The 19,454-nt window shown below is 69.3% G+C and carries 22 protein-coding genes and 1 pseudogene; 9 read left to right on the top strand and 14 right to left on the bottom strand.

From position 1 onward, the window contains the following. Positions 1-42 precede the first annotated feature (42 nt). Complete coding sequence (locus IG98_RS0136940; protein WP_030923442.1) at positions 43-795, top strand: SDR family NAD(P)-dependent oxidoreductase; 753 nt, start codon at positions 43-45, stop codon at positions 793-795. Positions 796-918: 123 nt separating this feature from the next. On the opposite strand, the gene IG98_RS0136935 is transcribed toward IG98_RS0136940, so the two are convergent. Beyond that, positions 919-2,139 carry an ABC transporter ATP-binding protein gene (locus IG98_RS0136935; RefSeq protein WP_030923441.1) on the bottom strand — a complete coding sequence of 407 codons (1,221 nt, stop codon included), beginning with the start codon at positions 2,137-2,139 and terminating at the stop codon, positions 919-921. Positions 2,140-2,316: 177 nt separating this feature from the next. Here IG98_RS0136935 and IG98_RS0136930 point away from each other — a divergent pair, with 177 nt between their 5' ends. Further along, a complete protein-coding gene (locus IG98_RS0136930; protein WP_030923438.1) occupies positions 2,317-3,315 on the top strand; it encodes a LacI family DNA-binding transcriptional regulator in 999 nt (332 codons plus the stop codon). Here the strand turns inward: IG98_RS0136930 and IG98_RS0136925 are convergent. After that, positions 3,287-3,772, bottom strand: a complete 486-nt coding sequence (locus IG98_RS0136925; RefSeq protein WP_030923433.1) for a glutathione peroxidase — start codon at positions 3,770-3,772, stop codon at positions 3,287-3,289. The genes IG98_RS0136930 and IG98_RS0136925 overlap by 29 nt on opposite strands. Positions 3,773-3,993: 221 nt before the next feature. Between IG98_RS0136925 and IG98_RS0136920 the strand changes: the two genes are divergently transcribed. Both IG98_RS0136920 and IG98_RS0136915 read left to right on the top strand, forming a co-directional pair. Next, a complete protein-coding gene (locus IG98_RS0136920; RefSeq protein WP_030923430.1) occupies positions 3,994-4,386 on the top strand; it encodes an aggregation-promoting factor C-terminal-like domain-containing protein in 393 nt (130 codons plus the stop codon). A 348-nt stretch (positions 4,387-4,734) separates the two neighbouring features. Further along, entirely contained in the window at positions 4,735-5,229 is a 495-nt protein-coding gene (locus IG98_RS0136915; protein ID WP_030923427.1) for an aggregation-promoting factor C-terminal-like domain-containing protein, read from the top strand. 67 nt (positions 5,230-5,296) lie between these two features. On the opposite strand, the gene IG98_RS0136910 is transcribed toward IG98_RS0136915, so the two are convergent. After that, positions 5,297-5,929 (bottom strand): TetR/AcrR family transcriptional regulator C-terminal domain-containing protein, encoded by a 633-nt coding sequence (locus IG98_RS0136910; RefSeq protein ID WP_030923422.1) that lies wholly within the window; start codon positions 5,927-5,929, stop codon positions 5,297-5,299. 93 nt (positions 5,930-6,022) lie between these two features. Here IG98_RS0136910 and IG98_RS0136905 point away from each other — a divergent pair, with 93 nt between their 5' ends. Then, positions 6,023-7,144: a ferritin-like domain-containing protein gene (locus IG98_RS0136905; protein WP_030923420.1), complete on the top strand. Its 1,122-nt coding sequence runs from the start codon at positions 6,023-6,025 to the stop codon at positions 7,142-7,144. Between the two features lie 77 nt (positions 7,145-7,221). On the opposite strand, the gene IG98_RS0136900 is transcribed toward IG98_RS0136905, so the two are convergent. The 3 genes from IG98_RS0136900 to IG98_RS0136890 all read right to left on the bottom strand — a co-directional run bounded on the left by IG98_RS0136900 (position 7,222) and on the right by IG98_RS0136890 (position 8,363). Continuing rightward, positions 7,222-7,554 carry a DUF202 domain-containing protein gene (locus tag IG98_RS0136900; protein ID WP_030923414.1) on the bottom strand — a complete coding sequence of 111 codons (333 nt, stop codon included), beginning with the start codon at positions 7,552-7,554 and terminating at the stop codon, positions 7,222-7,224. After that, positions 7,551-7,892, bottom strand: a complete 342-nt coding sequence (locus IG98_RS0136895) for a YidH family protein (protein WP_030923411.1) — start codon at positions 7,890-7,892, stop codon at positions 7,551-7,553. Before IG98_RS0136895 ends, IG98_RS0136900 begins: the two co-directional genes overlap by 4 nt. A 69-nt stretch (positions 7,893-7,961) precedes the next feature. After that, positions 7,962-8,363 carry a hypothetical protein gene (locus IG98_RS0136890; protein ID WP_030923408.1) on the bottom strand — a complete coding sequence of 134 codons (402 nt, stop codon included), beginning with the start codon at positions 8,361-8,363 and terminating at the stop codon, positions 7,962-7,964. 132 nt (positions 8,364-8,495) lie between these two features. On the opposite strand from IG98_RS0136890, the gene IG98_RS0136885 reads away from it, so the two are divergent. The 3 genes and pseudogenes from IG98_RS0136885 to IG98_RS0136875 all read left to right on the top strand — a co-directional run. Continuing rightward, complete coding sequence (locus IG98_RS0136885; RefSeq protein ID WP_030923405.1) at positions 8,496-8,753, top strand: ubiquitin carboxyl-terminal hydrolase 14; 258 nt, start codon at positions 8,496-8,498, stop codon at positions 8,751-8,753. A gap of 115 nt (positions 8,754-8,868) precedes the next feature. Next, positions 8,869-9,294: a hypothetical protein gene (locus IG98_RS0136880; protein ID WP_030923402.1), complete on the top strand. Its 426-nt coding sequence runs from the start codon at positions 8,869-8,871 to the stop codon at positions 9,292-9,294. Between the two features lie 122 nt (positions 9,295-9,416). Continuing rightward, positions 9,417-9,779, top strand: a pseudogene (locus IG98_RS0136875) (transposase family protein); the annotation flags it as partial. Between the two features lie 177 nt (positions 9,780-9,956). Here IG98_RS0136875 and IG98_RS0136870 read toward each other — a convergent pair. From IG98_RS0136870 to IG98_RS0136845, 6 genes are read right to left on the bottom strand one after another with little or no spacing between them, the layout of a single operon-like run. Beyond that, entirely contained in the window at positions 9,957-10,931 is a 975-nt protein-coding gene (locus IG98_RS0136870) for a M24 family metallopeptidase (RefSeq protein ID WP_030923397.1), read from the bottom strand. Further along, the gene (locus IG98_RS0136865) at positions 10,928-11,842 is read right to left on the bottom strand and encodes an ABC transporter ATP-binding protein (RefSeq protein ID WP_030923394.1); all 915 of its coding nucleotides are present in this window, start codon (positions 11,840-11,842) and stop codon (positions 10,928-10,930) included. Before IG98_RS0136865 ends, IG98_RS0136870 begins: the two co-directional genes overlap by 4 nt. Further along, entirely contained in the window at positions 11,839-12,612 is a 774-nt protein-coding gene (locus tag IG98_RS0136860) for an ABC transporter ATP-binding protein (protein WP_030923392.1), read from the bottom strand. The genes IG98_RS0136865 and IG98_RS0136860 overlap by 4 nt, the downstream gene beginning before the upstream one ends. Further along, the gene (locus tag IG98_RS0136855) at positions 12,609-13,448 is read right to left on the bottom strand and encodes an ABC transporter permease (protein WP_012892256.1); all 840 of its coding nucleotides are present in this window, start codon (positions 13,446-13,448) and stop codon (positions 12,609-12,611) included. The genes IG98_RS0136860 and IG98_RS0136855 overlap by 4 nt, the downstream gene beginning before the upstream one ends. Continuing rightward, positions 13,445-14,539 (bottom strand): ABC transporter permease, encoded by a 1,095-nt coding sequence (locus IG98_RS0136850; protein WP_030923388.1) that lies wholly within the window; start codon positions 14,537-14,539, stop codon positions 13,445-13,447. The genes IG98_RS0136855 and IG98_RS0136850 overlap by 4 nt, the downstream gene beginning before the upstream one ends. Then, complete coding sequence (locus tag IG98_RS0136845) at positions 14,520-16,124, bottom strand: ABC transporter substrate-binding protein (protein ID WP_030923385.1); 1,605 nt, start codon at positions 16,122-16,124, stop codon at positions 14,520-14,522. Before IG98_RS0136845 ends, IG98_RS0136850 begins: the two co-directional genes overlap by 20 nt. Before the next feature lie 119 nt (positions 16,125-16,243). Between IG98_RS0136845 and IG98_RS47740 the strand changes: the two genes are divergently transcribed. Beyond that, a complete protein-coding gene (locus IG98_RS47740; RefSeq protein ID WP_030923383.1) occupies positions 16,244-16,957 on the top strand; it encodes an Lrp/AsnC family transcriptional regulator in 714 nt (237 codons plus the stop codon). Positions 16,958-17,074: 117 nt separating this feature from the next. On the opposite strand, the gene IG98_RS0136835 is transcribed toward IG98_RS47740, so the two are convergent. Then, positions 17,075-17,437: an avidin-fold protein gene (locus tag IG98_RS0136835; protein WP_030923381.1), complete on the bottom strand. Its 363-nt coding sequence runs from the start codon at positions 17,435-17,437 to the stop codon at positions 17,075-17,077. A gap of 264 nt (positions 17,438-17,701) precedes the next feature. Then, entirely contained in the window at positions 17,702-19,285 is a 1,584-nt protein-coding gene (locus tag IG98_RS0136830) for a Na+/H+ antiporter (RefSeq protein WP_030923378.1), read from the bottom strand. Positions 19,286-19,454 lie beyond the last annotated feature (169 nt).

The raw sequence follows: 19,454 nt of genomic DNA, 5'->3' as shown, positions 1-19,454 counted from the left end.
TTCGCCTGCCCTCCCCCACCGGGGCGTCCCTAGACTGCGGGTATGCCAACCGCATTGATCACCGGGGCGACGGCCGGCATCGGCGCCGCCTTCGCCCGCCGTCTGGCCGCCGACGGATTCTCACTCGTCCTGGTCGCCCGCGACGAGAAACGCCTCATCTCGGTCGCCGAGGAGCTGCGCCTGCGCTACGGGGTGAGCAGCGAGGTACTCGTCGCCGACCTGGTGACCGACGAGGGCCTGGAGGCGGTGGAACGACGACTCCGCGAGGGGGTCGACCTGCTGGTCAACAACGCGGGCTTCGGCCACCCGGGCCACTTCCTCGACGTTCCGGTGGAGGAGGAGGTGCGGATGCTCAAGCTGCACTGCGAGGCGGTGCTGCGGCTGACGCTGGCCGCGCTGCCGGGCATGAGGGAGCGCGACCGGGGCGCGGTGATCAACGTGGCGTCGGTGGCGGCGTTCTTCACCCGGGGTTCCTACAGCGCCTCCAAGGCGTGGGTGGTCAGCTTCAGCGAGTCCGCGGCCATGGAGATGGCCGGTAGCCGGGTGCGGGTCATGGCCCTGTGCCCGGGTTTCGTGCACACCGAGTTCCACCAGCGCGCCTCGATGGACACGTCGAGCATCCCCGGCTTCCTGTGGCTGTCGGCGGACAACGTCGCCCGCGAGGCCATGCGCGACCTGGCCCGTGGTGTGCCGGTGAGCATCCCCGACCTGCGCTACAAGGCCATCGTCAGGATCGGCAGGCTGCTTCCCCTCAACCTGATCGGCCAGGTCTCACGCCGCCTCGGCCGCCGCTGACGTGACACTTTCGGCGTGACAACTTCGACAGAAAGGGCCCGCACCACGGGAGGGGGTCGTGGTGCGGGCCCTTTCCGGCCTGCGGGGATGGTCGATGACGGCCCCTGAGGTCCGTCGGGCCGATCAGGCGTGAACGTTGGCCTCGTGACCGATCGCCAGACCCGAGACCGGGTCGAAGAAGTGCAGGTTGTGGGTGTCGACGACCAGTTCGATGTTCTGGCCGGGGCGGACGTGGCTGCGGGAGTTGACCCGGGCGGTCCACAGCGACTTGTCGCCCACCAGCGGCAGCGTCGCCTCCTCGTCGCCGTCGGCGTCGGCGGCGGCCACGGTGTCCTGGTGCTGGACGGGCGGGGCGTCGATCAGGAAGAGCACGTTGATCTCGGAGCCCAGCTCCTCGGTGACCTCGGCGCGGACCTGCAGGCGGGTCCAGCCGCCCGAGGCGCCGTTGGCGGCGATCGAGTCGTCGAAGTCGGAGGGCCGGATGCCCAGGATGATCTTCTTACCGAAGTACTGGTCGAGGCCGCGCTTCTCAGCGAAGGTCTCGTTCGGCACCGGCAGCTTGAAGCCCGCGAAGGCGACGGCGGCGCCGCCGTCGCCGCGCACCAGCTCGGCGTTGACGAAGTTCATCGACGGGGAGCCCATGAAGCCGGCGACGAACAGGTTGACCGGCTTGTCGAAGAGGTTCTGCGGGGTGTCGACCTGCTGGAGCAGGCCGTCGCGGAGCACGCAGACGCGGTCGCCCAGCGTCATGGCCTCGACCTGGTCGTGGGTGACGTAGACGGTCGTCACGCCCAGGCGCTCGTGCAGGGTGTTGAGGGAGGCCCGCATGGAGACGCGGAGCTTGGCGTCCAGGTTGGAGAGCGGCTCGTCCATGAGGAAGGCCTGCGGCTCACGCACGATGGCGCGGCCCATGGCGACACGCTGGCGCTGGCCACCGGAGAGGGCGGCGGGCTTGCGCTTGAGGTACTGGTCGAGGCCGAGCATCTTGGCGGCCTCGCCGACCCGCTTGGCGATCTCCGCCTTGGGCATCTTGCGGAGCTTCAGACCGAAGGCGAGGTTCTCCTCGACGGTCATGTGCGGGTAGAGCGCGTAGTTCTGGAAGACCATGGCGATGTCGCGGTCCTTCGGAGGCAGGTGGTTGACCACCCGGTCGCCGATGGCGATCTCACCGCCGCTGATGTCCTCAAGCCCGGCGATCATGCGCAGGGCGGTGGACTTGCCACAGCCGGACGGCCCGACCAGCACCATGAACTCCCCGTCCTTGATCTCAAGGTCGAGGCCGTTCACGGCTTTGACGCCGCCCGCGTAGATCTTGTCGACTTTGCTGAGAACGATGGATGCCATGGAAGTCCTTAGCGCCTCGGGCCAACCCCGTGTTCACCCGATATTGGATACGTTTTCATGCATCTCACCGGAAACGGATATCTCTGTCAAGAGGATGGCTGGTTTTGGCCTGTCAGCAGGGCAGCCGTTATCGCTTCACGCTGGATCGAACACGGAAAGCATGATGGAATCGTTTCCATGAACATGCGTCGTACGACGATCAAGGATGTCGCCGAGGCGGCCGGGGTGGGGGTCGCCACGGTGTCCCGGGTTCTGTCCGGCGGATCGGCGAGTCCCGAGACCAGGGAACGGGTGCTGAACGTCGCGGCCCAGCTCGACTACCGGCCCAGCGCGCTCGGGCGCAACCTGCGTCAGCGGCGCTCGGGCGGGATCGGGTTGCTGCTGCCCGACATCACCGACACCTTCTACGGCCGCCTGGCCGACGGCGTGCTCACCTGCGCGCGCTCGGCGGGAGAGCCGGTGATCCTGGGCGCCACCGGCGACGACCCCGAGCGTGAGGCCGAGTTGATCGGCACGCTGCTCGAACAGGGGGTGGACCGGGTGATCGCGGTCCCCTCCGGTGACGGCGACGGCTGGGCGCCGACCCTGCGGGCCGGGCTGACCACCGTGTTCGCGCACCGGCTCTCACCCGGACACGCCGACATCCCCACGGTGCTGGCCGACGACCGCGCGGGAATCAGGACCGCGGTCGACTACCTGACGGGGCTGGGACACCGTCGCATCGCCTACCTCGGCGGCCCCGGTCAGGAACAGCGCCTGTCCTTCTTCCGGCTGGCGCTCGGCCCCCTCGTCGACGAGGAACTGATCGTCGTCGCCCGTGGCAGTCGCGACTCCGCGTACGCCGCCGCGGCCGGGCTCTTCCAGCACCGGCCCGACCTGACCGCCGTACTGGCGGGAGGGAACCTGCTGGGTGAGGCGGCGGTGCTGGCGGCCAGGGAGCTTGACCTGCGCATTCCCAGGGACCTGTCTCTGATCATGTTCGACGACGTGCCCTGGGCGGAGCTGTGCGCACCACCGCTGACGGTGATCGCCCAGCCTGCCCAGGACATCGGCTACCGCGCCGCCGAACTGGTGCTGCGCGGCGGCACCAGGCGGCCGCGCGGGGTGCTGCTGCCCACCGAGCTGATCGTCAGGGGCAGTTGCGCGGCTAGAGGGACCTCTCGATCGCCTCGATGACCGCGGGGTCGTCGGGCAGGACGCGCGGCCGGAACCTGGCGAGCACCTCCCCGTCCTTCGAGACGAGGAACTTCTCGAAGTTCCACTCGACGTCGCCGGCCTTGCCCTCGCCGTCGGGGGTCTGGGTGAGCAGGTCGTAGAGCGGGTGCCGGCCCTCGCCGTTGACCTCGCTCTTGGCAAGAAGCGGGAAGTCGACGCCGTAGGTGGTGGAGCAGAACTCCTGGATCTCCTCCGCGGTGCCCGGCTCCTGTCCGTAGAACTGGTTACAGGGCACCCCCACGACCGTGAACCCCCGATCGCCGTAGGTCCGCTGGAGGTCGACGAGAGCCGCGTACTGGGGGGTCAGGCCACATTTGGAAGCGACGTTGACGACGAGGACCGCCCGTTCTCCGGCCAGCTCGGCCAGTGTGGTGGGCGCATCGGAAAGAGTGTTGATGGCGATATCACGGATTCCCATGCTCCGCACCCTAATCCCCCTGTCACGTTTGAGAGTTATGTCGTCCATAAAGTGAAATGTGACAGAGGACACAGGCGAGACGGCGCCCCCCTCACCAAGGCTTTGATCATTTTCTTACCGATCTTTGACATGGCTCCTGACATGTGCTGTCGACTGGCCCGGCGGCGGATCACCGGGCATCGTGGCGGCCGTCCCCCACCTCCAAGGCACAAGGGAGTCCCATGTCGACGCTACGCCGTACCGGTGTGCTGGTGATCGCCTCGGCGCTCACCCTCGGCACCACCACCACGGTCGCCCAGGCGTCCTCGGCGAGAACGGGCAACCAGGCCGTCGCCAGGCCGATGGTGGCCGCGCACGGCTGGAGCAGGGCCCAGTTCAACTGCCTCAGCAGGCTCTGGACCAGGGAGAGCAATTGGAACCACCGCGCCCACAACCGCTATTCGGGCGCGTACGGTATCCCGCAGGCGCTGCCCGCGGGCAAGATGGCCAGCGCCGGCCGCGACTGGCGCACCAACCCCAGGACACAGATCAGATGGGGACTCGGCTACATCAAGCAGCGCTACGGATCTCCGTGCCAGGCGTGGGCGCACTTCGGCTCGCGGGGCTGGTACTGATCCGCTGATCCCGGAGCGGTGATCTGAAACCCCATGACGGGGTGATTTTCACACCGTCTCCACGCATGGGCGATTCGCCGGTCGTAACCGGACCCTTGCCGAATCTCCCGTAGATCAAGAAGATCGGGCAAACACCTTCCCTTCGCGTGTCCCATCCGCTGTCCGACACTCTCTCGCGTACTAGAAAGCCGCCTAGAGAGACCGCCGCGGCGTCTCATGCCGGAAACAGGCCGGCGAGACCGCGCGGACGTTCCCCGCCCGAGCCACGGGCGCCGGATCTACGGCCGCACGAGAGCACCTACGTGCCCTCCTGCGACTTCCGCACGCGGCCCAAGGACAAGGATCCATGTGAACAGCTACCGCGTTCTGCGCAACACAGTCGTGACCGTTCTCGCCGCCTCGGCGATGGTCGGGTCCTCGACTTCGGGACAGGCCGACAGCACGGCCGAGTCGTCCAGGAAAGGGACGGCGAGAACCGTCCATCGCCTCACTTGGGTCACCCAGGTGAAGCCAAGGGTGAAGGCGGTCGCGAGGACCGCCAAGAGCAGGAACAAGACGATCGCCTATCGTCTCGTCTCCCGCCGCGCGTGGCCGCACAGCCAGTTCCGCTGCCTGGACAGTCTCTGGACCAGGGAGAGCAACTGGAACCACCGCGCCTACAACCACTCCTCGGGTGCGTACGGAATCCCGCAGGCACTGCCCGGCTCGAAGATGGGCGGCAGCGGCGGGGATTGGCGGTACAACCCGATCACGCAGATCCACTGGGGTCTGAGCTACATCAAGAGCCGCTACGGGTCACCGTGCGGCGCGTGGGGTCACTTCCGGTCGAGCAACTGGTACTGACCCGTATGGAGAGTGTCCAGGGGAAGGGAAGACTCTCCCGGCGCCCGGGACCGCGAGGTTCCGGGCGTCACCTCTTGAGCTGCAGGGCCATCGCCTGGATGAGCAGTTCGAGGCCGAACGCGAACTCCGCCTCGTGGTCGCACTCGTGGAGTGCCGGAGCCAGCTCACCGACCTGTGGGAACAGCAGCGGGTCGACCTCACTGACGCGGACGTCGGACCGGTGCATCGGGGCGAACGTCGGGGTCACTCCGACCTCCCTCAGCAGCGAGCCCACGATGTAGGCGATGAACACCCGCAGGGCGCGCACCGCCTCGTCGCCCCCGAAGCCCGCGCCACGCAGCGTGGCCAGCGCCCGCTCCACCGGGAGCAGCCCGGCGGTGGAACGGAGCTGGCGGCTGACCACCACCATCGTGCACCGCGGGTAGTGGTGCGCGATCTGCCGGAAGGCGAGCGCCTGCATGCGCACCCGATCGGTCCATTCGGCGTCCGGGTCGTCGGTGAACTCGATCTGCGACAGCACGGTCTCGGCCACCGCGTCCAGCAGCGCCTCCTTGTTCGGCACATGGTTGTAGAGCGACATCACGCCCACACCCAGTTCGGCGGCGATCGCGCGCATGGACACCGCGTCGGCGCCCTCCCGCTCGATCAGGTCGATCGCCGTGGCGACGATGCGCGCTCGGGACAGTGGCTCGGCAGGCATATGACCATTGTCCCCTCATTGACTCCATTGACCTACGTACAGTGTACGTGGCACGCTCGTTGTGTACGTACGGTGTACGTCTCTGGAGGCCGCATGTCGACACACGATCTCTACACCATCCCCGCCGAGCTTTCCACGTGGGACGTCGAGGCGGCCGGAGCCGCCCGCTTCACCTGGGAGTACGACAACGGCAGGGACCGCATGCTCGCCCTTTACCAGAAGGGCAAGGACAAGCAGTGGGACTCGGTCAAACGCATCGACTGGGACCTGGAGGTCGACCCGTACAACGTGCTCGGCATCCCCGACGAGACCATCGCGATCCACGGCACCCCGCTCTGGGAGCGGATGGACGAAAAGCAGCGCAAGGATGTGCGCCTGCACGGCGCCTCCTGGCAGTTCTCCCAGTTCCTGCACGGGGAACAGGGTGCGATGATCTGCTCGGCCCGGATCGTGGAGTCGGTCCCCGACCTCGACTCCAAGTTCTACGCCGCCACCCAGACCATGGACGAGGCCCGTCACGCCGAGACCTACGCCCGTTTCCTCCAGGAGAAGGTCGGGCTGGCCTACCCCATCAACCCACACCTGAAGTCGCTGCTCGACAGCACGCTGAGCGACTCCCGCTGGGACATGCCCTACCTTGGCATGCAGGTGCTCATCGAGGGCCTTGCCCTGGCCGCCTTCGGCGTGATGCGCGACATCACCACCAAGCCGCTGCCCAAGCAGATCCTCGCCTACGTGATGCAGGACGAGGCCAGGCATGTGGCCTTCGGCCGGATGGCACTGCGCGACTACTACCGTCAGCTCAGCGAGTCGGAGCTGCGCGAGCGCGAGGACTTCGTCATCGAGGGCTGCTACCTGATGCGCGACCGGCTGCGCGGCCAGGAGACCTGGGAGAACCTGGGCCTGAACAAGGCCGAGGTCGCCGATGCCATGGAATCTGTTGACAAGTCCCAATATCTCCAGCTATTCCGCTCGCTGCTCTTCAGCCGCATCGTTCCCTGCGTCAAGGACATCGGGCTGTGGAGCCCCCGCCTGCAGCAGGCCTACGCCGACATGGGCGTGCTGGACATGGCGGGCCAGAACCTGGAGGCGCTGATGCGGCAGGACGAGGACATCGCCGAGAGACTCGACACCGAGCGCTTCGCCGCCGAGGAGGCCGAGCGCCACGCGGAGGTCGCCGAGACCGTCGCCCTCGGCGGCGAACCCCGCCCCTGACCGGACCTGATCCGGCCCGACACCGGGTCCGCCCGCGACATCGGATGATCATGCCGCAACAGCCTGCCGCGTGTTCCCTACTTTCCGAACCTCGCCAGCACGAAGGCGACGGCTCCGGCCACGGTGGCGAGGGTACCGAGCCAGGCGACGAGGGCGTCGGTCCGGTTGTCGAGGGGGCGGCTCTGGTGGAGCGCCTCCTGGACCCGGCGGAAGCGGAGGCCCGTGTGGATCAGCAGCAGGCCGGCGCAGAGCAGGGCCGGGGCGAAGGGGATGATCGCCATCGGGGGTGTGCCGGCGCGCAGGGCGATGCCGGCGCCGGCCAGGGCGGTGACGGCCAGCATGGCGCTGGTACGTATCCAGGCGAGCTGGGTCCGCTCGCTCTGCAGTCCCTCGTCCCAAGGTCCGTTCATCGCGACAGCAGGATGAGGATCAGGGCGAGCACCGCGACCGTCGCCACACCGTACCCGAACAGCGGCGCGAGGGCGGGAGGCGGCAGCGGGGCGGAGCTGCGCAGGGCGTGCTGGACGCGACGCCAGCGAGGGTAGGCCATCGCGGCCGCCAGAGCCGACAACGACACCAGGACCACCGCGAGCAGGGTCCGCATCCAGGGGACGAAGACATCGGCGGAGACCGCGGCCATGGCCACACCGCCCGCGCTCAGCGCGAGCGATGTGCTCAACCAGGTCAGATAGGTGCGTTCGTTGGCAAGGGTGAACCGGGGGTCCGGTTCACGGTCCGGAGGCTTCATGAGAACGACGCTATTTCAGCCACATTCCCCATAGAGAACCCGGGTTGACGGAGCCTCCGCGGGTGAGGGCTACCCGCAGGCGCCGGTCAGCTGCTCGACCCACCGCACCGAGTCGGTCGCCACCTTCTGCGCGGTGTCGATGGCGCTGTTGGCATCGGGGACGTTGAAGCCCTCCAGGGTGTTGGAGACGCTGTCGGCCGCCTCCTTCAGCGAGGTGTTGGCCGCCTTGTCGGCCAGGTCGCCCAGCTTGGCGCCCCCGTCCTTCAGCGCCTGCTCCATCGCGGCGGGGTCGTCGAGCAGACCGGAGACCTTCGAGACGGTCTCGGTGACGATGCCGGCGGCCTGCACGCACTGCTGTGCCTTGTCGATGCCCTGGCTCACCTCCTGGATCTCGGAGCAGCCAGTGGTGATCAGGACGGCGGCGAGCGCTGAGGCGGCGAGGGCTGGGATTCGTCGCGGAAGGGGTCGCATGCCCAGACCCTACCCAACGAGCCGGTGCGACAGGTGCCCGTCGTACCGGCTCGTTGCCCGGGCCGCGAGGCGTTGGAGACCGGACCCCGGCCCCGGCCGTACGATCGTCAGTGTTCGGACGAAGGGAAGACCATGCAGATCTGTCAACACCTCGCGCAGGCCCAGGACCCGGCGCCTCGCACCCCGCAGGGGTGCGAGGAGTGCCTCGCCGCCGGAGATCGCTGGGTTCACCTGCGCAAGTGCCTGTCCTGCGGGCACATCGGCTGCTGCGACTCCTCTCCCAACAAGCACGCCACCGCCCACGCGACGGTGATCGGTCATCCGGTCATCGCCTCGTTCGAACCGGGCGAGGACTGGCGGTGGTGCTACGTGGACAAAATCATCGGCTGACCGGCGCCGGCCGGGGTCCTCCGCCCCGCGGGGATGCTGTCAGCCGCAAGTCTTTTCCAAGCGCGAGGGCCTATCTCTTGACATGTAACGATGCTCAAGAGTTTGGAACCCCTCCATGCGTACCGGTCTTCGTCTCCTGCTCGGCCTGACCACCGCCGCGGCGCTCGCTCTCGGCGGCTCGGCCCCGGCCCTGGCCTCCACCTCCGCCCCCACGGTCTGGAGATGGGGCCCCCTGGCCTCCACCGACGGACTCGCCGAGGCCTGGGGCAAGGTCGCCGTCGGCCAGTCGGGCCTCGTCGTGTACGGCACGCTGGAGGACACCCGTGGCTCGGGCTGCGCGTGGGCCCAGATACGTTACCTGAGCGCTCAGCACGGACGGTGGCACACGGCGTCCTACTACAACTGCGTTCCCGGCCCGGGAACGTTCCGTAAGAACGTCGGCGGGGTCCTGCAGATCAAGGCGAGGACCTGCCGGGGCACCTCCGCACGACCGACCGGTCGGTGCTCACGGTGGAAGACCGTCTACACCCAGGGCGGCTGACGAGGCCACCCGCCTAGGGCGCGTATCGGATTGTGATCAATCTGCGAGATTCGCCCGGATAGCGAGGCCTGATCCGATAGGCCGTCCCGCGTGACGCGAGTCCAACTAACAGATGAAGAGCCGGCATGTTCCCCTACCTCCCGCAAAGACCGGGCTACAACAAGCGCTTACGCTCCGCGTTGCTACTGATCAAGCGAATGATCCGGGAACTGGCCACCGACAGCGACTTCTGGTTCGACAACCGTTGGATCGCCGGCTCCACCCCCGTGCCCCGCGGCATGTCGCGCCCGACCGTGCAGCGCTCGAACCTGGCCGGCTGGGCCGGCTACGGCTACTGCGCCTCCCACTCCCGGTTCTTCTGGGGCCTGCGCCTGTACCTGGTGTGCACCCCGACCGGCATGCCGATCCTGTGGGCGACGGCCAACCCGAAGATCGGCGAGCGCGAGGTGCTGGCCGCGATGCTGGAGGCCGACGCCGACCTGATCTGCCTCGCCCGCCGCCGTTCAGACGTCATCTACGCCATGCTCCGCGACCGCAAGCCCTACCAATCCCGCCGGAAGAACCACACCCGAAAGCCCGCGGCCGCTTGACGAATCCCATAGGGACACCCCCCGTCGGAGAACGGTCCGTTCCCCCGGAGGAGGACGGACCGGCCCGCCCGTTCAGTGGTCGAGGACGTGGAGGGCCTGTGAGCTCCCGCTGAGCCGTTCCGCCCCGGCGGGGGTGCACACCACGACGTCGGCCACCCGTGCGCCGAACAGCTCGGGCAGGTAGATCGCCGGTTCGACGCACACCGTCATGCCGGGGGCGAGCACGGTCGCGTCGCCGGAGACGAGCCACGGACGCTCGTCCTGGCCGAGGCCGATGCCCCGTCCCAGCCGCCCGGCGGCGTAGCGGCCGTAGCCGCTGCCATCGACCACCTCCTGGGCGGCCCTGCCGACCTCCGCCGCCGTCACGCCGGGCCGCAGCGAGTCGAGGGCGGCGCGCTGGGCGGACAGGACAACCGAGTACATCGCCTCGAAGTCCTCGGGCGGCTCGGCCACCGCGAAGACGCGGGCGACCTCCGAGCAGTGGTTCCCCCATCTCCCGCAGACCGAGACCAGCAGCGCGTCGCCCGGATTGATCACGCGGTCGCACGGCACGTGCCGGGGGACGGCGCTGTGCTCTCCGGCCGCGACGAGCACCGACAGCACCTCCTCGCAGCCCTTCTCGACCATCATCGCCCACAGCCGCCGGGCCATCGCGCGCTCGGTGGTGCCGAACCACGCCAGCTCGCGCGCCATGAGCAGGACCGCGTCCGCCGCCGAGGCCGCGCGTTCCGTCGCCGCGACCTCCGCCGGCCCCCTGAGCAGCCGGAGCGGGGCGAGCGCGACCGAGGCCAGCACCAGTTCGGCCTTCAGCCGCAGGGAGAACAGCTCCCAGGCCCGCATCTCGGGGTCCACCCCGACGCGACGGGCGGAGGAGGGGATGAGCGCCGCCGCCTCCAGCGGGCCGGCCGCGGCCTCCAGCGGGCCCCGGAGGGGCAGGACGAGATATCCGTCGCCCTGCCCTCCCAGGTAGCGGAAGTCGGGGGAGGGGCGCAGCACCAGGGCGTCAATCCCCTCTTCGGCCATCCTGAGGCGCACCTTGTCGATCATGCAGGTTCGTGCAGCCAGCACGCGACCGGGCCGAACGTGGGTTCGCGCTCCCGGCACACGTCCATCGCCACCGGGCAGCGCGGGTGGAACCGGCAGCCGGACGGCGGATCGGCCGGATCGGGCACGTCTCCGGACAGCTCCGCCGGGAGCACGCCGGCGCCGTCGGGCGCGGGGATCGCGCCCAGCAGGGCCCGGGTGTACGGATGACGGGGATCGGCCCACACCTCGGCGGTACGGCCCACCTCCACGATCTTCCCCAGGTACATCACCGCGATCCGGTCGGCGATCAGCCGTACCACCGACAGGTCGTGGCTGATGAACAGCAGGCCGGCGCCCGACTCGACCGCGAGGTCCCGCATCAGCCTGGCCACCTGAGCCTGGGCCGAGGCGTCGAGCGCGGAGATGGGCTCGTCGCCGATCAGCATGGTCGGCCGGGCGGCGAGCGCCCTGGCGATCGCGATCCGCTGCCGCTGCCCGCCGGAGAACTCGTGCGGGTGGCGGCCGGCGAAGTCGCGGGGCAGCCCGACCCGCTCCAGCAGGTCGGCGGGGGCGGTCACGGTGTCGCCCGCCGTACGCAGCCCGTCGGCGATCTGCGCGCCGACCCGGCGCCGGGGGTTCAGCGAGGCGTAGGGATCCTGGAAGACCATCTGGATCCCGGCCAGTGCGCGGTTTCTGCGGCGTAGGCCGAGCGGGGTCACCGGGTGCCCGTCGAAGGTGATCGTCCCGGAGGCGGCCGGGTTGAGCCCGCACACCGCGCGGGCCAGCGTCGACTTGCCGCATCCGGACTCGCCGACGAGCCCGACGACCTCGCCCGCCGCGACGGTCAGGCTGGCTCCGGCCACGGCGCGCACCAGGGGGCGGCCGGGGGTACGGTGCTCGACGACGAGGTCGTCCACGGTCAGCAGTGTCATGAGGTCTCCCCGGGCAGTGACTCCAGCAGGGCGCGGGTGTAGGGGTGGGTCGGGTCACGCAGCACCTGGCCGCGCGGGCCCGTCTCCACGACCAGGCCCTCCTTCATCACGCTCACCTCGTCGGCGACCGCCGACATCACGCCGAGGTCATGGGTGACGAGCAGTACGGCCAGGCCCAGGTCGTCGCAGAGGCCGCGCAGCAGCCTCAACACCCCGGCCTGGACGGTCACGTCGAGAGCCGTCGTGGGCTCGTCGGCGATGAGCACCTTCGGCGAGCAGGCCAGGGCGATCGCGATCGCGATGCGCTGGCGCATGCCCCCGGAGAACTGGTGCGGGTAGCGGTCGATCGCCGCCTCGGGGCCGGGGATGCGCACCTGGCCCAGCAGTTCGAGGGCTCTGGCCCGCGCTTGTTTCCTGTCGAGGCCCAGGTGGTGGCGCATGTGCTCGGTGAGCTGGCGGCCGACCGAGAGCATCGGGTGCAGGCTGGTCGCCGGGTCCTGGAAGACCATGGCGACCTCGCCGCCGCGCACCGTGTTGAGCTCCTTGGCCGGCATGGCCAGCAGGTCGCGCTCTCCCAGGGCGATCCGGCCGCTGGTGCGGGCTCCGTGCGGCAGCAGTCCGAGCACGGCCAGGCCCGTCATCGTCTTGCCCGAGCCGCTCTCGCCGGCCAGGCCGTGCACGCGGCCGGCCCGGAGGTCGAGGTCGACGCCGCGCAGGATCTCCTTGCCGCCGATGGAGACCTTCAGGTCGGAGATGGCGAGGAGGCTCACAGCGCACGCTCCTTGATGGCGCGGGCCGTCCGCGGATCGAGGGCGTCACGCAGCGTGTCGCCCAGGAAGTTGAAGGCCAGCACGACGGTCAGGATGGCCAGGCCGGGGAAGGTCGCCACCCACCAGCTGTCGAAGACCTCCACACCGGAGGCGACCATCGCGCCCCACTCTGGGGAGGGTGGCTTCGCGCCGAGCCCGAGGAACGACAGGCCGGACAGCAGCAGCAGCGCGGTGCCGATGTCGAGGGTGGCGAGTACCAGGATGGGGCCGGTGACGTTCGGCAGCACGTCCACCCGGAGCGAGCGCCAGGCGGAGAAGCCGAGCAGCCGTCCGCTCACCACGAACTCGCGCTCGCGCACGCCCAGCACCAGCCCGCGGGTCACGCGGGCGTAGGCGGGCCAGGCGACGACGAGTACGGCGAGCACGGCGTTGGTGAGGCTCGCGCCGAGCGCGGCGGCGACGACCATGGCCAGGATGATGGTGGGGAAGGCGAAGACGAGGTCGGCGAACCGCATGATCGTCTCATCAACCCACTTGCCGAAATATCCGGCGCAGGCGCCCAGCAGGCCGCCGATCAGCACCGAGAGCACGACCAGCAGCAGGGTCAGCGGGATCGACAGGCGCGCGCCGTACATCACCCTGCTCAGAATGTCCCGGCCGAGCTGGTCGGTGCCGAACCAGTGGCCGGGGCCGGGCGAGGCCAGCCGCGGCAGGTCCTGGGCGAGCGGGTCGTGCGGCGCCAGCAGCGGGGCGGCCAGCGCGATCACGATCCAGGCGAGCGCGATCACCCCGCCGACGATCGCCAGCGGCTGCCGCCAGGCTTGGGGGAGTTTCACTGGAGTCTCACTCTGGGGTCGATGACGCCGTACAGCACGTCGACGATCAGGTTGATGACGAGGTAGACCCCGCCCACCACCAGGCCGACGCCCATCACGGCGGGCAGGTCGAGGGTGGTCGCGCTCTTGTAGGCGTACTGTCCCACGCCCGGCCAGGCGAAGATCGCCTCGACGAGCACGGTGCCGGACAGCAGGCTGCCGAAGGCCAGGCCCGCGACCGTGATGATCGGCACCAGCGCCGAGCGGAGCACGTAGCGGAACAGGATCACCCGGCCGGGCAGGCCCTTGGCCCGTGCGGCGCGCACGTAGTCCTGGCCCAGCACCTCCAGCACCGCCGACCGGGTGAACCGGGTGAGCAGGCCGATCGTGTAGAGGGCCAGCACCAGCGCGGGGGTGACGAGGTGGCCGACCGCCGAGGCGAACACGTCCCACTGTCCCGCCAGAGCGGAGTCGATCGTGTACAGCCCGGTGACCTGCGGGGGCGGGCTCATGGTCGGGTCGATGCGGCCGCTGCCCGGAGTGACCTGCAACCGGTAGAAGAAGACGTAGAACGCCATCAGCGCCAGCCAGAACGTCGGCACGGAGATGCCGATCAGGCTGAGGACCCGGAGCAGGTGGTCGGTGAGCCGGTCCCGGCGGAGCGCCGCGACCACGCCGAACGCCACCCCCGCCACGAGGGAGATCAGGATCGCGGCGCCGGCCAGTTCGAGCGTGGCGGGCACGGACTCCGCCAGGTCGTCCATGACCGGGCGGTGGCTCTGCTGGCTCGTCCCGAGGTCGCCCTGGACCACTCCCTGAAGGTGCATCAGGTACTGCTGGGGGAGCGGCTTGTCCAGGCCGTGCTCGGCCCGCCACTGCGCGACGATCGCCGGGTCGCCGAGGGCCCGCTGGCCGAGGTTGGCCGAGACGGGGTCGCCGGGGACCAGGTTGGTGAGGACGAAGGTGACCAGGGTGATGCCCACGGCCAGCAGCAGCGCCGTGAGCACCCTGCGGGCCAGGAAGCGGATCAGCGGGCTCCGGCTGCCGGAACGGCCCGGCTTGCGCCGGGCCGTATCCCCCTTCAGGTCCTCGCTACTTGAGGTCGGCGACATCAATGGTCCACACCGGGTGGAACTCCAGGCCGGTGACGGACTTGGCCGTCACGATGTTCTGGCTGGGCTGGATGAGCGGGATGAACGTGCCGGCGGCGTTGAGCCTGGTCTGGACGTCGACGTAGGCCTGCTTCCTGGCCTCGTCGCCGATCGTGGTGGCCGCCTTCGCGCCGGCCGCCTCCAGCTCCTTGTCGGCGCCGGCCTTCCACCCGGCCCGCAGGCCCACGAGCTTGCCCGGCAGGAACGCCAGGTAGTCACTGGGGTCCGGGTAGTCGGGGCCCCAGTACCACAGGCCCAGCTCCTCCTTGCCGTTGCGGTAGTTGTCCAGGGCCGTGGTGATCGGCGCGGGAGCGAGCTCCACGGTGATGCCGACCTCCTTGAGGTTGGCCTGGATCCGCTCGGCGAGGGGCTGGAAGGAGAGGCCGTTGACGGTCAGCTCGCTGGGGTACTCCAGCTTGACCGTCGGGTCGGCCACGCCGCTCTCCTTGAGCGCCGCCTTGGCGCCCTCGACGTCGCGCTTGGCCGCCTGGTCCTGCGGGAGCGAGCCCAGGAACATCGAGGGGATGATTCCGGGAGTCTGGACCGAGCCCTCGCCGGCCAGCTCCAGCAGGCCCGCGTAGTCGACGCCCTTCCGCACGGCCTCGGCGAACTTGGGGTTGGAGGTGATCTTGCTGACCGAGGGGTCCTGGTTGGCCAGCAGGAAGATCACGTTGGCCGCGGGCGTCTTCTTGATCTGCAGGTCGCCGGTGATCCCGGTGACCTGGTCGCCGGAGAGGTTCAGCGCGACCTGGCTGTCGCCACGCGAGATGTTGAGCTTCTGCGTCGCGGCCTCGACGTTGCGGAGCACGACCTTGTCGTAGACCGGCTTGGTCGCGCCCCAGTACTTGGCGTTGGCCTTGAGCACGACCTGGCTGCTGACGTTGAACGACTCGATCGTGTACGGACCCGAGCCCGCCGAGGCGGAGTTGAGGTACTGCTCGGCCTTGTCGCCGGTGTCGGCGGTGGCGCCGTGCTCCTTGGCGAGCTTGGAGTTGAGGATGCCCAGCGCGGGGTTGGGCAGGATGTAGGGCAGCGCCGGGTTGGCGTTCTTCGACGTCAGCGTGATCGTGTCCGCGCCGGACGCGGCCACCTCCACGCCGTCGAGCAGGAACGACGGCGTGCCCTTCATGTCGCGCACGCGGTTCAGCGAGAAGACGACGTCGTCCGCGGTGACGGGGGAGCCGTCGGCGAACGTGGCGTCCTGGCGGAGCTTGAGGGTGAGCACCTTGCCGTCGGCGGACAGCTCGAACGACTCGGCGAGGGCCGGCACCGGCTTGGTGACGTCGGAGCCCTCGAACGTGAGCAGGGTCTCGTAGGCGGCCTTGCCGATGATCAGACCGGTCGGCTCGTAGGTACGCCCCGGGTCGGCCGTCTTGAGGTCGAAGGAGGTGTCGATCACGAGCGTCTTGGCGGCGGTGGTGGTGCCACCGTTCTGGGATGTCGTGGACGAACCGCCGCTGGAGCAGGCGGCAAGGGCGAGGGTGCCGGTGAGCAGCACCGGCAGCAGAGCTGCCTTCGCTCCGGGGCGCCGTGAACGGATCGCCATTCTGTGTCCTCCGAAAATGGGCCATGTAGACGTTTGATCGCCGATCGTCCAGGATTATCCGGCAGAAAGTCCAGCTTATGAGGCTAAGCTGAGACGAAACTGACGTAAGGGGTATGGCCATGACCGAAATGTCAAGGAACTCGACCCAAGAGGGCGGCCAACCTGGACGGATCGGAATCGGCCTGGAGCTCGACGCGACCCACCTGAAGATCCTTGAGGTGCTGCGCGAGAACGGCAGGATCTCGGTGGCGGCCCTCGCCGAACGGGTCGGCATCTCGCGGGCGAACGCCTACACGCGGTTCGAGGCGCTGCGCGCCGACGGCGCGATCAAGCGGTTCACGGCGGAGATCGATCACGTCCGCGCAGGTCTCGGCATCACCGCGTTGATCTTCGTGACCGTCCGGCAGCAGATGTGGCGCCAGTTCCGCACCCAGCTCGCCCAGATGCCCGAGGTGGAGTACTGCGCGATCACCACCGGCCAGCACGACGCGATGATCCAGGTCCGGGTGACCGACGTCGCAGCCGTGCACGCGATGGTGACCGACAGGCTGGCCAACATCCCGGCGGTCAAGGCCACCGAGACCGTCTTCATCCTGGACGAAGTGCTCAGACGCCCCTACGTCCTGCCGAGCGACCGCGGCCCCGGCCGGTCCTCCCGCCGCCCTCCCGCCGACCCCCCAGCCGGGCCCGCCAGGTCCACCGGAGCCGCCAGATCCGCGGGATCCGCCGGACCTACGGGATCCGCCGGGTCCGCCGGCGGAGAGGTCCCGCTGGGCATGATGCGTTTCGTGGGCGTGGCCGAGGGCCGCGCTCAGCTCCAGCAGGACGTCTGAACCGCCCGCCACGGCGGGCGGACTTCCCGGGAACGTCCGGTACGGCCGCCTTTGCCCGGGAGCCGTACCGGTATGGCCGAGCTCTTTCCGGGGCCGTCCGGCTCGACGGGCGGGTCCTCAGGTTCCGGTGACCTCGACGCATACGCTCACGTGCTGCGTGTCGTCGCCGGCGAACTGGAACTCCTCGAGCAGGCGCAACCGGCCGTCGGGGAGGGTCTCGACGCGGCTGCCCCCCTGTCCCCTGGCGCGCTCTCCGTTCTTGAGCAGGTGGACGTAGGTGATCTCCACGCGGTCGCCGTCCCGGATGCCGACGAAGCGCCCGTGGACCACCGTGTCGCCGGTGTAGTCGCCCCAGATGATCCCGCCGGACTCCCGGTAGGTGAACTCGGTGGGCCCATCCGGGTCCACCGCGCTCGCCGTCGAGCTGACCATGACGAACCTGCGGTCGTTGAGGTTGAGAAGGAGGTCGTTGTCGTTCACATCTCCGTATCGTGCCGCTCCGCCGGGCGTACGCAATCAAGGTTGGACGTTTCGCTCATCCCGACGGTGAGGACGAGATGATCCGTCCAGCCAGGTGCCCGTTCGGAGGCGACAGGTGAGATCGGGCTGTTCCGATCGGGCTGAGCGCGCGAGAGATGAGGGACCTGTCAACGCCCACGCCCGACCATGGATCTGGGTCCGTCCAGCTCCTGAACCTCGTCAACTCCGCCGCCGTTTTATCTACCTGCTATGAGGAACGCAGCACTAGTCTCGCTCCAGGATGGCCTCCTCGAAGTCGATCTCGTGGAGAACCCGGCGGAGCACCTCGTCGTCGATGCGCCGCTCGTCGCGCAGGCGTACGAAAACCTCGCGCTCGACCGCCAGCATCTCACGGCGGAGCCGCCGGTAGACGGTGCTGGGCGTCTCCTCCCCCTGTGGTCCCGTGCCGCTGCCCAGCCGCTCCCAGGCGGTGAGGGTACGGCGCTCGGCGCGTGTCCTGAGCTGGTCGACGACCTCCCGATAGACCTCGTCGACGCCCTCGCCCACCAGCTCGTCCAGCCGGGCCAGCGAGGCGGAGGTGGCCGCCTGCTGGGCGGCCGCCTCGGCCAGGTTGTCGGTGTAGACCTCCCGCTCGTTGGAGATCCCCAACCTGCGGATCAACGCCGGGAACGTCAGGCCCTGGACCAGGAGGGTACCGATCACCACCGAGAAGGTGAGAAAGAGCAGCAGGTCGCGGCCCGGCAGGGTCTGCGGAATGGCGAAGGCCGCGGCGAGGGAGACCACTCCGCGCATGCCCGCCCAGCTCACGACGGCCACCTGCCTCCAGGTCGGCGCGTGGGGCTCGTTCTCGCGGATCTTCGCGGACAGGATCCGGGGCAGGTAGATGCTGGGCACGAGCCAGACCGCCCTGGTGACCACCACGGCGGCGAAGACGACCAGCGCCATCCCGGCGAGCTTCCACGGGTTGGCCCACTCCAGCCCTCTCATGATCGGCCAGAACTGCAGGCCGATCAGCGCGAAGACGATCGTCTCCAGGAAGAACCCGAGGACCCGCCAGACCGCCTCGGACAGCAGCCGGGTACCGAAGCCCGCCCTGGGCAGGCGGTGGCCGGTGTAGAGCCCGACGATCACCACGACGATCACACCGGAGACGTGCACGCTCTCGGCCGCCAGGTAGACGGCGAACGGGACGAGCAGCATGACGGTGTTCTCGATGAGCGGGTCGCGCAACCGGATCAGCACCCAGGCCAGGATCCAGGCGAGCCCGAGGCCCATCAGCACGCCGCCCACCGCGGACAGGGCGAAGTCGGCGCTGACCTCCAGCCAGGTGATGCCCCCGCCCAGCGCCGCCGCGATCGCCACCCGGTAGGCGGTGAGCGCGGTGGCGTCGTTGAACAGGCTCTCCCCCACCAGGATGGTGACCGTCCTGCGGGGCAGCCCGAGCCTGCGGGCCACGGCGACGGCGGCGACCGCGTCGGGCGGGGCCACGATCGCGCCCAGCGCGAACGCGGCGGCCGACGGCAGCTCGGGCAGGAGCAGGTGGGTGATCCACCCGATGACCAACGTGGTGAACAGCACCAGGCCGATCGAGAGCAGCCCGATCGGCCTGCGGAAGTCCTTGAGCCTCAGGTAGGAGCTGTCGACCGCCGCCGAATAGAGCAGCGGGGGCAGGAAGACCAGCAGGACCAGGTCGGGGTCGAGCTCGTACTCGGGGAAGAAGGGCGACAGCACCAGGCCCGCGAGCACCAGCAACAGCGGCGCCGGCCACCCCCTGCGCCTGGCGACCGCGGCCACCGCGATGCCGAGGACCGACACGGCCAGCGTCTGCACCACGGTCGACTGGTCCACGCCACCCCACCCGATAGGGATCGATCGGCTTCCGTGCCTCCGCGAACCACGCGGGACAGCGGAAACCATCACACAGCGCCGGATTTCCCATCCGGCGGACAGAACGACGCTACTCCCGGACGTGGATCTCGTGCCCGGGACACGACGGAATCCGCCTCCGGGGAACTCA

This window comes from Streptosporangium amethystogenes, from assembly GCF_000721075.1.
Classification (GTDB): domain Bacteria; phylum Actinomycetota; class Actinomycetes; order Streptosporangiales; family Streptosporangiaceae; genus Streptosporangium; species Streptosporangium amethystogenes.
Note: the sequence above shows the minus strand (reverse complement) of the source record. Positions and strands in the feature narration are given on the sequence as shown.